The 12,568-nt window shown below is 68.5% G+C and carries 6 protein-coding genes and 1 pseudogene; 6 read left to right on the top strand and 1 reads right to left on the bottom strand.

Annotation, left to right across the window (positions count from 1 at the left end):
- Nucleotides 1-13: 13 nt before the first annotated feature.
- Together CDN99_RS17095 and CDN99_RS17100 are read left to right on the top strand one after the other, a co-directional pair.
- Entirely contained in the window at nt 14-2,461 is a 2,448-nt protein-coding gene (locus tag CDN99_RS17095) for a heavy metal translocating P-type ATPase (protein WP_088386084.1), read from the top strand.
- A 218-nt stretch (nt 2,462-2,679) separates the two neighbouring features.
- Nucleotides 2,680-4,221, top strand: a complete 1,542-nt coding sequence (locus CDN99_RS17100) for a peptide MFS transporter (RefSeq protein WP_202820290.1) — start codon at nt 2,680-2,682, stop codon at nt 4,219-4,221.
- A 323-nt stretch (nt 4,222-4,544) separates the two neighbouring features.
- On the opposite strand, the gene CDN99_RS17105 is transcribed toward CDN99_RS17100, so the two are convergent.
- A complete protein-coding gene (locus CDN99_RS17105) occupies nt 4,545-5,414 on the bottom strand; it encodes a hypothetical protein (protein ID WP_158218866.1) in 870 nt (289 codons plus the stop codon).
- A gap of 319 nt (nt 5,415-5,733) precedes the next feature.
- On the opposite strand from CDN99_RS17105, the pseudogene CDN99_RS17115 reads away from it, so the two are divergent.
- The 4 genes and pseudogenes from CDN99_RS17115 to CDN99_RS17130 all read left to right on the top strand — a co-directional run bounded on the left by CDN99_RS17115 (nt 5,734) and on the right by CDN99_RS17130 (nt 12,553).
- Nucleotides 5,734-6,218 (top strand): annotated as a pseudogene (locus CDN99_RS17115) (Uma2 family endonuclease).
- 402 nt (nt 6,219-6,620) lie between these two features.
- A complete protein-coding gene (locus CDN99_RS17120; RefSeq protein WP_088386088.1) occupies nt 6,621-7,814 on the top strand; it encodes an efflux RND transporter periplasmic adaptor subunit in 1,194 nt (397 codons plus the stop codon).
- An 18-nt stretch (nt 7,815-7,832) separates the two neighbouring features.
- Complete coding sequence (locus CDN99_RS17125; RefSeq protein ID WP_088386089.1) at nt 7,833-11,120, top strand: efflux RND transporter permease subunit; 3,288 nt, start codon at nt 7,833-7,835, stop codon at nt 11,118-11,120.
- On the top strand, nt 11,120-12,553 hold the full coding sequence (locus CDN99_RS17130; protein ID WP_238139563.1) for an efflux transporter outer membrane subunit: 1,434 nt from the start codon (nt 11,120-11,122) through the stop codon (nt 12,551-12,553). The genes CDN99_RS17125 and CDN99_RS17130 overlap by 1 nt, the downstream gene beginning before the upstream one ends.
- The last annotated feature ends 15 nt before the right edge of the window (nt 12,554-12,568 follow it).

Below are 12,568 nucleotides of genomic sequence, written 5' to 3' on the forward strand. Positions count from 1 at the left end.
CCAATCTACCCTCATGGCACATCAGGAACACGATCACCGCCCCCCCTCGCCCGCGTCCACGGGCGCCGCCTCGGCACTGCCGGAAGCCGGCGCGTGCGGCGGCTGCTGCGGCGCCGAGGCCGCCCCGGCGCCTCGGCCCGCGTCGAAGCCCGCCGCCCGTGAGGCCCATGCACACCACGGTCATGACCACCAGCCGGGCCACGCGCACGACAACGGCGCTCACGACCATGCGCATGCGCATGACCACGCCCCTGGCGCGTCCTGCGCCGCGCCCGCCGCGAAAGTCCCGGCGCCGGACGCCAAGGACCTGGCCGGCACCACGCGCCAGCGCTACTTCATCGCCGGCATGGATTGCCCGACGGAAGAGACGCTGCTGCGCCGTCAGCTGCAGAGCCAGCGCGGAGTGGTCGCGCTGGAGTTCGACCTGATCAACCGCCTGCTCGACGTCCACCACCGCCTGCCCGACGACCGCGCGCTGCGGGCCGCCATCGCCGCGGCCGGCATGCAGGCCGAGCCGGTCGAGGCCCAGGCCCCGCCGCCCGCGCCGCCGCCGGCCGTTTCCACCGGCCTGCGCTGGCGCATGGCGCTGGCGGGCGTGGCCGCCGTCGCGGCGGAGACGCTGGCCTTCTCCGGCTTCGACGAAGCCGGCCCGCTGGTGATCGCGCTCGCCGTCGCGACGATGCTGCTCGGCGGCCTGACGACGTTGCGCAAGGGCTGGATCGCGCTGCGCAGCGTCACGCTCAACATCCACCTCTTGATGAGCCTGGCGGTGATCGGCGCCGTCGTGCTCGGCCAATGGCCGGAGGCGGCGATGGTGGTGTGGCTGTTCGGCCTGTCCGAGATGATGGAAAGCCTCAGCCTGGCCCGCGCTCGCGACGCGATCCGCGCGCTGACGCAACTGGCACCGGAGACCGCCTCGGTGCAGGGCGCCGACGGCCGGTGGACGACGTCGCCGGCCGCGCAGGTCGCGATCGGCGCCCGCGTCCGCGTACCGCCGGGCGAGCGCGTGCCGCTGGACGGCCGCGTGCTGAGCGGCCGGTCCAGCCTGAACGAGGCCGCGCTGACCGGCGAAGCGATGCCCGTCGACAAGGCCCCCGGTGACGCGCTGCTGGCCGGCAGCATCAACGGCGACGGGCTGCTGGAGATGCAGGTCACCGCCGCCAAGGGCGACACGCTGCTGGACCGCATGGCCTCGGCGGTGCAGCAGGCGCAGTCCCAGCGCGCGCCGACGCAGGCCTTCATCGACCGCTTCGCCCGCATCTACACGCCGGCGGTGGTGCTGGCCGCCGTCGCGCTGGCGGTGCTGCCGCCGCTGCTGGGTCTCGGGTCCTGGAGCGACTGGATCTACAAGGGCCTCGTGCTGCTGGTGATCGCCTGCCCGTGCGCGCTGGTGATCTCCACGCCGGTCACGATCGTGAGCGGCCTGGCCGCCGCGGCCAAGCGCGGCATCCTGATCAAGGGCGGTCTGTATCTGGAGCGCGCCCGCAAGCTGCGCACGCTGGCCTTCGACAAGACCGGCACGCTGACCGAAGGCCGGCCGCAACTGGTGACGGTGCAGCCGCTGTACCCGTCCATCGGCGCCGACCAGGCGCTGCACCTGGCCGCCCGCATCGACGCCGGCAGCACGCATCCGCTGGCGCAGGCGATCGTCGCCGCGCACGGCCAGCGGCTGGGCTCGGCGCTGGAGCCGGTCGAGCATTTGCAGAACCTGCCCGGCCTGGGCCTGACGGCGCAGCTCGACGGCATCGACCACGCGCTGGGCAATGAGCGCCTGGCCGAGCAACGCGGCGCCGTCGACGACGAGGCCCGCCAGGCCGCGCGGGCGCTGCAGGCGCAGGGCCACACCCTGGTGTGGCTGATGCGCGGCTCGCAGACGCTGGCGCTGCTGGCGCTGTCGGACACGCCGCGGCCCGAGGCCGTCGAGGTGCTGAAGGCGCTGCGCGAGCGCGGTCTGGCGCTGACGATGCTCAGCGGCGATCAGCGCCCCAGCGCCGTCGCGATGGCGGGCCGGCTGGGCCTGCCGGAAGACGCGGTGAAGGCGCCGCTGCTGCCGCAGGACAAGCTCGACGCGATCGCGGCGTTGTCCGAGGCACAAGGCCCGGTCGCGATGATCGGCGACGGCGTCAACGACGCGCCGGCCCTGGCCCGCGCCGACATCGCCATCGCGATGGGCGCGGCCGGCAGCGCCACCGCGCTGGAGACCGCCGACATCGCGCTGATGCAGGACGACCTGCGCAAGCTGCCGGAACTGATCGGCCTGTCGGAGCGCGTGGCGACGGTGCTTCAGCAGAACATCGTGTTGGCGCTGGGCCTGAAGGCGATCGTGGCGGCGCTGACGCTGGCGGGCATCGGGTCCTTGTGGCTGGCGGTGCTGGCCGACGCCGGCGCCAGCCTGCTGGTGGTGCTGAACGGCCTGCGGCTGCTCCGGGACCCGCGTCCGGATAGCGCGAACGGGCGCTGAGGACGCCTTGTCATGACGTCCGTCACCTAGGGGCACCCCTAATAAGGCGGGGCGAGTTCGCGCCGACCTTTGGCTGACAATAGCGCGCCTGCCGCTGGCGGGCCCAAGGGATCGACCGATCCGGGGCCTGGACCAGCGGCAAGCGCGTTCTGATCCTTGGAACGCGCGATTCCCTCTGACCCGGAAGGCCGGGTCTTCGATCCATCACGGAGCGTCGTTTGAACACAATTCAAACTCCCGGAGCGCGGCAGACCATCCTCGGCCAGCCCAATAGCCTGTTCGTCCTGTTCTTCACCGAAATGTGGGAACGGTTCTCCTACTACGGCATGCGGGCGCTGCTCGTGCTGTACCTGATCGCGGAAGCGTCCAAGGGCGGCTGGGGCTGGACCCGGGAGGAGGCGACCAGCCTGTACGGCACGTACACGATGCTCGTGTACTTGACGCCGATCATCGGCGGCTACATCGCGGACCGGTTCCTGGGCACGCGGCGCTCGGTGGTGCTGGGCGGCTTCATCATCGCTGCCGGCCACATCGCGCTGTTCTTCGACTCCAAGGCGACCTTCTATGTCGGCCTGGGTCTGGTGATCCTGGGCACGGGCCTGTTCAAGCCGAACATCTCGGCGATCGTGGGCCAGCTCTACGACAAGGACAACGAGGGCAAGCGCGACGGCGGCTACACGCTGTTCTACATGGGCGTGAACGCGGGCGCGTTCTTCGGCATCTCGCTGTGCGGCTACATCGGCGAGAAGATCGGCTGGCACTACGGCTTCGGCCTGGCCGCGGTGTTCATGATCCTGGGCGCGCTGCAGTTCTGGTTCAGCCAGGGCATCTTCGGCGACGTCGGTGGGGCGCCGAGCAAGGACGCCCCGGTGGTGGACACCAGCGTCGCGCTGGACGACACGCCGGCGCACATCGTGCGCGACCGCCTGATCGCGATCGGCGTGTTCTCGTTCTTCACGATCTTCTTCTGGTTCGCCTTCGAGCAGGCCGGCGGATCGATGACGATCTTCGCGGCGGACTACACCGACCGCACGCTGGTGGGCACGAGCGGGCTGATCTTCAAGATCATCAATTCGCTGATGACGTTGATCCCGGTGGCGATCCTGAGCTGGCTGCTGATCAAGCTGTCGCGCAGCACGCCGGGCAAGTACGCGCTGTCCAATGCCCTGCTGACGCTGGCGCTGGCGCTGATCTGGGGCCTGTCGCTGTGGATGCTGGGGCGCGAGTTCCAGATGGAGCAATCGGAGATTCCGGCCACCTGGTTCGGGGTGCTGAACTCCTTCTTCCTGGTGATCCTGGCGCCGATGTTCAGCAAGATGTGGGAGCGTCGCTGGAACCCGAGCGGTCCGGTGAAGTTCGGTGTCGGCCTGGTGCTGCTGGGCCTGGGCTTCGCGGCCCTGTCGTACGGCGCGTCGGGCATTCCGGCGGGCGCGAAGACGGCGCAGGTCAGCATGATCTTCCTGACGCTGGCCTACCTGCTGCACACGATGGGCGAGCTGTGCCTGTCGCCGGTGGGCCTGTCCTACATCTCCAAGCTGGCGCCGGCGCGCCTGCTGGGTCTGATGTTCGGCGTCTGGTTCGTCAATGCCGCGATCGCCAACAAGATCGCGGGCATGACCGGTTCGTACATCGACGCGATCTCGTCGACGTACTCGATGTCCACCTTCTTCCTGATCTTCACGATCGTTCCGGCCGGTGCCGGCTTGCTGCTCATGCTGCTGAGCCCGTGGATGAAGAAGTTGATGCACGGGGTGCATTGATTCGCGCTTCGCGACAGCGCCGCCTTCCAGGCGGCGTGCAAAAAAAGAACCCGGGCAGTGCCCGGGTTTTTTCTTGCCTGGCGATTCCCTTGAGGTCGCGCTTGACCGGAGCAAGTCCGCCGCTGTTCAGGCGCAGTCCGTGGCCGTCGACGAAGATCGAGTCGCCTAACGCGATTCCACCGGGATGCGAAGTGAAATCGAATGGCCCTGGATTTCCAATCCAGCCCGTCGCTACTCGAAAGGACCGTGCCTCGGCTCATTGCGGGCGCGGCGTCTAGGCAAAGTCCGGTGATCGGCTCGCTCCTGTGATGACAGGCCCGCGCTCAGCGGGCCTTGTTGCGTTCAAGAGCTTTCGCCAACCGCTCTTGAAGCGTGCGCGCGAACTCGACGTCGATCGGTCGCAACGACGGCCGAATCGCCTCCGCCAACTGCGCGTAAGACGCCTCGCCACTCGCCACGGCGGCAACCTGCAGATACGCGAAGCTGCGTCGCAAGTCCTGTGACACCAGTCGCCCTTCACGATGGATCTCGGCCAAGGCGACGAGACATTCGAGGCACCCGCGTCGGCCCGCAAAGTCGAGCGACAGGACCGCGTCGGCAATGGTGTCCTCGCGAAGCGCATGGTCGATCGGCATGGACTCCGCCTCCTTCAGCATGCTCAAGGCCGGCGACGGATCGCCAGACAGGACGGCCTGGCTTCTCAGCGACCGCCGCTGTTCCTCACTCCATGCGCGCGGAGCAGAACAGTCGAGCGGGATGAAGCCCGCTGGCGGATTGATGGCGCTCTGGCGCGCATCGCAGGTCTCGGCCAAGCTGTGCAAGTGCAGCGCCGCTTCCGCCTCTCCCTTCGCGGCGCGTTCCATCAACGTCGGCAACGCCGCCACCACATCGAACGGGTCACTGCGAAAGATCCGCCGGCGCCGTTCCTCGTCAGTCTCGAAGTGAATCAATGCCGACCAAGGCGCGGCGAACTCGATGGCGATGGCGGAAGGCGCCGCCTGCTCCTGACCCGCGGGCCGCATCGGCCGCTGCCCGCCTTCGGGCGACGGGCCGGCCGCGCGGATCACACCCTGAGCGTGCGTGGTCTCGATCGCCGCGGTGGCCTCACCTTCGTGACCCGGCTCCCCGCGCCACACCACGATGCCGACTGCTGCCGCCAACCCCAGGAGCGCCGTCACGCCCACCCATGTCATCGACCGTCCTCTCGTGTCCATCGTCTCGTCCCTTCGTTCGCTTGGCACATGCCCGCGATCCAGTCGCCGTCCGGCTGCGATGGTTCGAAGCGAACCGGACGCTCTGCGGCGGCCTCGTCCGGAACTCGGCCCCGAGAATCAGTCGCCGAGCGCCATCGATCGGGGTCAGGCCTTGCCATCGATGCCGATTCGGGTGAGACACACAACGCAACGGTTTGCCAAGAATGACCACCTCCTTCTTGAACAGGCCCGAGAGACCTTCATGACGCCCGAGGATTACCTCGTTTGGGAACAGTTGCAGGATCGCAAGCACGAGTACATGGACGGACAGGTAATCGCCATGTCCGGGGCGGATAAGAGACACGTATTGGTGTCGGTGAACTTGGTCTCTTGCTTGCGGCGGCATCTTGCGGAAACGCCCTGCGAGGTGTTCAACGCGACATGCAGATCCATGTGACGGCCGCCGAGGCCTACTTCTATCCGGATGTCTCCGTGAGCTGCAACGCCGACGACCTCGCCGCCGAACAGCGGGCGACTAGCCCCCTGTTGATCGTCGAGGTCAGTTCCCACAGCACGCGCCGCCATGACCGCATCGAGAAATTCAATCGCTACAAGCTGATCGCCGCGCTGCGCGAGTACGTGCTGATCGCCGCCGAGCGCAGAGTCACCGAGGTCTTCGCCCGAGGCGACGACGGGGCATGGATGTCCCGTGTGTTCTCGGGCGACGACGCCATCGAATTCACCTGCGTCGACTTCACCCTGTCCGCCAACGAGCTGTACTTCAAGGTGGCCGCGGCGCGATGAACCCATGCGCGCACCGACGACCGCGATACGTGGAGCGCCCGGCGACGCGATTTTTGGCAGCAGCGTGCTTCCGCGTCGCGTTGTCGCTGGACATGTCGGCATGGCCTTCTCGCTTCAGCGGACGGCACCCGCCGCGAACATTCCGCCTTGCCATCCTCCTGAACCCGCGCCCCGGATCCCGGCCTGTTTTCAGAGAGGAAAAGGCCTTCTTCCACTCGGACGGAACGTCTGTTTTTGCGGCACCGCAGCAGACTTGCTCACAGCCTCCGACCCTTCGTCAATGAAGCCCTCGGTCAAAGGGACAGGTATTGCCCTGACCACTGGCAGGGCTTGGGTGTACCGCGTACATTCCGCCCCACGTTGCGGTGCACAAAGACATCGCGACGGTTTTGGGAGTGATGCATGGCCGGACCGTTTTTCGAGCGCAAATCCGTCGCGGGCGCCTTGCTGGCGCTGACGCTGGCGGCCTGTGGACAACAGCAGGATCAACAACAGCAACACGGCGGCCCGCCCCCCGTGACCGTCGCCCCCGCGATCCAGCGCGAGGTGCAGGAATTCGACGAATTCACCGCGCGACTGGAAGCGCCTGACACGGTCGAAGTGCGTTCGCGCGTCGCCGGTACGCTGGACAAGGTCCACTTCCGCGAGGGCCAACTGGTCAAGAAGGGCGACCCGCTCTTCACCATCGACCCGCGACCGTTCGCCGCCGAAGTCGCCCGCGCCGAAGCCCAGCTCGCCTCCGCGCGCACCGCGGCCGACCTGAGCAAATCGGATCTCGGCCGCGCCGAGAAGCTCGTCGCGATCCAGGGCGTCAGCCAGCAGGAAATCGACCAGCTCAAGTCCGCCGTGCGCAACGGGGACGCCAACATCAAGGCCGCCGAGGCCGCCGTCGTCCAGGCCCGGCTGAACCTGGAGTTCACCCGCGTCACCGCGCCGGTGTCCGGCCGCAGCTCGCGCGCCAACGTCACGCCGGGCAACCTCGTGACCATCGGCGATCCGGTGCTGACGACCGTCGTCTCCGACGACAAGGTCTATGCCTACTTCGACGCCAGCGAGGCCACCTACCTCAAGTACGTCAAGGCGGCCCGCAACGGCGGCAACAAGCGTGACCAGCCCAACAAGGTGCTGCTCGGCCTGGCCAACGAGGAAGGCTACCCGCACGAGGGTCGCATGGACTTCGTCGACAACCGGCTGAACCCGGCGACCGCCTCGATCCGAGGCCGCGCCGTGTTCGACAACAAGGACGGCACCTTCACGCCGGGCCTGTTCGCCCGCGTCAAGCTGATGGGCACCGGCGCCTACAACGCGGTGCTGATCCCGGACCGTGCCATCGGCACCGACCAGACCCGCAAGGTGGTCATGATCGTCGGCGCCAACAACATCGTTCAGCCGCGGCCGGTCCAGCCGGGCGCGCTGTTCGACGGCTACCGCGCCGTGCAGGGCGTCAAGCCCGGCGAGCTGGTGATCATCGACGGTCTCCAGCACGCCATGCCCGGCGCGCCGGTGACGCCGCAGCACGTGAAGCTCGACGACAAGGGCCAGCCCGTCGCCGCGCCGCAGGGTGCGGCGCCCGCCGCCCCGGCCGCTTCGAAGTAATCGGGCGCGAGGTCGTTCATGGATATCTCACGCTTCTTCATCGAGCGGCCCCGCTTCGCGGCGGTGCTCTCGATCTTCATCTTCCTGGTGGGCCTGCTGGCGATCTTCCGGCTGCCCATCTCCGAGTACCCGGAAGTCGCGCCGCCGCAGGTGGTCGTGCGCGCGCAGTTCCCCGGCGCCAACCCGCGCGTGATCTCCGAGACGGTGGCGACACCGCTCGAGGAACAGATCAACGGCCTGGAAAACGTCCTGTACTTCGACAGCCAGGCCACCGCCGACGGCGGCATGACGCTGACCGTCACCTTCAAGATCGGCACCAACCCGGAAGCGGCTGAAACAGCGGTGCAGAACCGCATCAACCGCGCCCTGCCGCGCCTGCCCGACATCGTGCGGCAGATCGGCGTGACGACCGAGAAGTCCAGCCCCAACCTGACCATGGTCGTGCACATGGTCAGCCCGGACAACACGCGTGACGCGCTCTACCTGCGCAACTACGCCCAGCTGCAGGTCCGCGACGAGCTGCTGCGGGTGCAGGGCATGGGTTCGGTGCAGGTGTTCGGCTCCGGCGACTACGCGATGCGCATCTGGATCGACCCGGCCAAGCTCGCCGCGCGCGGCATGACCGCGTCCGACGTGGTGACCGCGATCCGCGAGCAGAACGCGCAGGTCGCGGCCGGCACCGTCGGCGCGCCGCCCGCGCCCAAGGGCACGGAGTTCCAGCTGGCGATCAACACGCAGGGCCGCCTGGTCAGTGAAGAGGAGTTCGGCAACGTCATCGTCCGCACCGACACCGCCACCGGCGGCCTGGTGCGGGTGCGCGACATCGGTCGCGTCGAGATGGGCCCGGGCACCTTCGCGCTGCGCAGCCTGCTCAACAACAAGGAAGCGGTCGGCATCGGCATCTTCCAGGCGCCCAACTCCAACGCGCTCAACATCTCCAAGGACGTGCGCGCCACGATGGAGCGCCTGAAGGCCTCCTTCCCGCAAGGTGTCGAGTACAGCATCGTCTACGACCCGACGCGCTTCGTGGCGACGTCGATCGAGAAGGTCATCGAGACCCTGATCGAAGCCGTGCTGCTGGTCGTGCTGGTGGTGATCATCTTCCTGCAGACCTGGCGCGCGTCGATCATTCCGTTGCTGGCGGTGCCGGTGTCCATCGTCGGGACCTTCGCGGTGCTGCTGCTGCTGGGCTACTCGATCAACACGCTGACGCTGTTCGGCCTGGTGCTGGCGATCGGCATCGTGGTGGACGACGCGATCGTGGTGGTGGAGAACGTCGAGCGCAATCTGGAGGACGGGCTCACGCCGCATGACGCGACGGTCAAGGCGATGCGGGAGGTCTCCGGCCCCATCGTGGCGATCGCGCTGGTGCTGTGCGCGGTGTTCATCCCGCTGACCTTCGTGCCGGGCCTCTCGGGCCAGTTCTACAAGCAGTTCGCGGTCACGATCGCGATCTCGACGGTGATCTCGGCGTTCAACTCGCTGACCCTGTCGCCCGCCATGGCGGCCTTGCTGCTGCGTCCGCACGACGCGCCCAAGGACCCGATCATGAAGGTCATGGACAAGCTGTTCGGCCGGTTCTTCCACTGGTTCAACTGCTTCTTCCAGCGCCGCAGCGAGGGCTACAGCCGCGGCGTGACCGGCATCCTGAAGCGCAAGTCGGCCGCGCTGGTGGTCTACGCGCTGCTGCTGCTGGCCACCGGCCTGTTGTTCACGCGCATCCCGGCGGGCTTCGTGCCGGCGCCGGACAAGCAGTACCTGATCGGCATCGCGCAGCTGCCGGCCGGCGCCACCCTCGACCGCACCGAGGAAGTGATCCGCCGCATGAGCGACATCGCGCTGAAGACGCCCGGCATCTCCGACTCGATCGCCTTCCCGGGCCTGTCGATCGCCGGTTTCTCGGCCGCGCCCAACGAAGGCATCGTGTTCTTCGGCCTGGACGATTTCGAGAAACGCACCTCCAGCGACCTGTCCAAGGACGCCATCCTGGGCCGCATCAACGGCGCGATCCAGCAGATCCAGGGCGCGCGCATGTTCGTCGTGCCGCCGCCCGCGGTGGACGGCCTGGGCAACGCCGGCGGCTTCAAGGTGCAGGTGCAGGACCGCGGCGGCCTGGGCGAGCAGGCGCTGTACGGCTCCGTCTGGGGCACGCTGGGTCCCATCTATGGCGACCCGAAGAGCGGCATCGGCACGCCGTATTCGACCTACGACATCAATGTCCCGCAGCTCCTGGCCAACGTCGACCGGACCAAGGCCAAGCAGATGGGCGTGAAGTTGCAGGACATCTACGACACGCTGCAGATCAACCTGGGCTCGCTGTACGTCAACGACTTCAGCCGCTTCGGCAAGACCTACCAGGTGATCGTCCAGGCCGACGCGCCCTTCCGCGCCAACGCCGGCAGCATCACCGACCTGAAGACGCGCAACGAGAAGAACGAGATGGTGCCGCTGGGCGCGCTGATGCAGGTCGACCCGACCTTCGGGCCGACCCGCGTGACGCGCTACAACGGCTTCCCCAGCGCCGACATCAACGGTGCGGCCAAGCCCGGTTTCTCCAGCGGGCAGGCCGAGGCCGAGATGGAGCAGCGCCTGAAGAACCTGCCGCGCGGCATGACCTACGAGTGGACCGAGCTGACCTACCAGGACCGCCTCACCCGCGACATCAGCGTGGGCGGCTTCAAGATCCCGACGCTGGGCGCGGTGCTGGCGCTGTCGGTGCTGCTGGTGGTGCTGGTGCTGGCGGCGCAGTATGAAAGCTGGAGCCTGCCGCTGGCCATCATCCTGATCGTGCCGATGTGCATCCTGTCGGCGTTGTTCGGGGTGTGGCTGTCGCACTTCCCACCATTCGCGCAGGCCGGGGATCTGAACATCTTCACGCAGGTGGCGCTGGTGGTGCTGGTGGGCCTGGCGTGCAAGAACGCGATCCTGATCGTCGAGTTCGCCAAGGAACTCGAAGAGCGCGGCGAAGCGCTGCACGACGCGATCATCCACGCCTGCCGCCTGCGTTTGCGCCCGATCCTGATGACGTCGATCGCGTTCTGCGCCGGCGTGATCCCGCTGATCCTGGGCTCCGGCGCGGGCAGCGAGATGCGCCGCGCGATGGGCATCGCGGTGTTCGCGGGCATGGTCGGCGTGACGCTGTTCGGCATCTTCCTGACACCGGTCTTCTACGCGCTGCTGCGCAAGAGCACCGAGAAGAAGCGTGCCCACGCGCTCGAACTGCGTCGCGAGATCGACGCCGCCGCGCATCCGTTCCACCCCGGTGTCGACGATGCCGACACTCCGGCTCCGAAGGGGGGCGCATGATGAACCGAGTCTCTCTGCTGGCCGCGGCCGCCGCGCTGACGGCGGTGCTGGCCGGCTGCTCGACGGCACCGGCGCCGAAGAAGTCCGAGGTGCCGCTGACGGCCCAGTTCGCCAACACGCCTGAGGGCGGCGCGGCGACGCTGTCGCAGGCTCCGGTGGGTCGTTTCTGGCAAGGCTTCCAGGACGCCGAGCTCGACGGCCTGGTGAGCCGCGCGCTGCAGGCCAACACCGACCTGCGGATCGCGGCGGCCAACCTGCGCGAGGCGCGGGCGCTGTCCCGCTTCGCCGATGCGCAACTGCTGCCCAGCGTCAATCTGACGGCCGGCGCCGGCCGCGTGCGGGCCCCTGATTACCAGGGCAATCCGCAGAGCAACAACGCGTTCTCGGTCGGCTTCGACGTGCAGTGGGAGGCCGACCTGTTCGGTCGCCTGTCCGACGATCGCCGCGCCGCGGCCGCCGACCTGCTGGCCGGCGAGGCGGGGCTGCGTTCGGCGCAGGTCAGCGTCGCCGCGGAAGTGGCGCGCAACTACTTCGAGCTGCGCGGGCTGCAGGAGCAACTGCGTGTGGCGCGCCTGTCGCTGCAGACGCAGGAAGGGGCGCTGAAGCTGGTCGTCGGCCGCCAGGAAGCGGGGCGGGGCACCGGCTTCGATAGCGAGCGCGCGCGGTCCCTGGTGCAGAGCACCGCGGCGACCTTGCCGGCGCTGGAGATGGCGCTGGCGCGCACCCGTTACCGCCTCGCGGTGCTGACCGGCCAGCCGCCGACGGCGCTGGACGCTCAGTTGACGGAGGTCAAGCCCCTGCCGGGCCTGCGCGCCGTCGCGCTCGATCGCATCGGCACGCCGGAGGACCTGCTGCGCCGTCGTCCCGACGTGCGGGCGGCGGAGGCCCAAGCCGCCGCGGCGGCAGCGCGTGTGGGCGTGGCGCGATCGTCGATGTTCCCGCGCATCACGCTGGGCGGCACGATCGGCCAGAACGCGACGCGCATCGGCGATCTCGGCGACGGGCCCGCGTATGCCTACAACCTGGGCGCGCAACTGGTCTGGAACCTGTTGGACTTCGGTCGCATCCGCGCCCAGATCGCGGCGGCGGACGCGCGCAACGAGGCCGCCTTCATCGGCTACGAGCGCACCGTGCTCGCGGCGCTGGAGGAGACCGAAGGCGCGCTGGTCACCTACAACCGCAGCCAGCAGCAGGCGCAGGCGCTCTACGACGCGGCGGCCTCGGCCGAACGCGCCGCGCGCATCGCGCGTGAACGTTTCAACGTCGGCATGAGCGACTTCCTCGCCGTGCTCGACGCGGAGCGGGAGCTGCTCGCGGCGCGCAACCAGCTCGCGCAGTCGCAGACCGCGGCGGCGACCTCGCTGGTGGGCGTCTACAAGGCGTTGGCCGGCGGATGGGATGCCGACGAGGCCCCGCAAAGCGCCATGCGCTGAGCACCGCCAGAACGC

This window comes from Roseateles aquatilis (assembly GCF_002205645.1).
GTDB lineage: Bacteria > Pseudomonadota > Gammaproteobacteria > Burkholderiales > Burkholderiaceae_C > Roseateles > Roseateles aquatilis.

What these genes read in the sequence shown, in the direction of transcription:
- CDN99_RS17105 (WP_158218866.1), bottom strand. Translation starts at nt 5,414, where the DNA reads ATGACATGGGTGGGCGTGACGGCGCTCCTGGGGTTGGCGGCAGCAGTC.
- CDN99_RS17130 (WP_238139563.1), top strand. Translation starts at nt 11,120, where the DNA reads ATGAACCGAGTCTCTCTGCTGGCCGCGGCCGCCGCGCTGACGGCGGTG.
- CDN99_RS17095 (WP_088386084.1), top strand. Translation starts at nt 14, where the DNA reads ATGGCACATCAGGAACACGATCACCGCCCCCCCTCGCCCGCGTCCACG.
- CDN99_RS17125 (WP_088386089.1), top strand. Translation starts at nt 7,833, where the DNA reads ATGGATATCTCACGCTTCTTCATCGAGCGGCCCCGCTTCGCGGCGGTG.
- CDN99_RS17120 (WP_088386088.1), top strand. Translation starts at nt 6,621, where the DNA reads ATGGCCGGACCGTTTTTCGAGCGCAAATCCGTCGCGGGCGCCTTGCTG.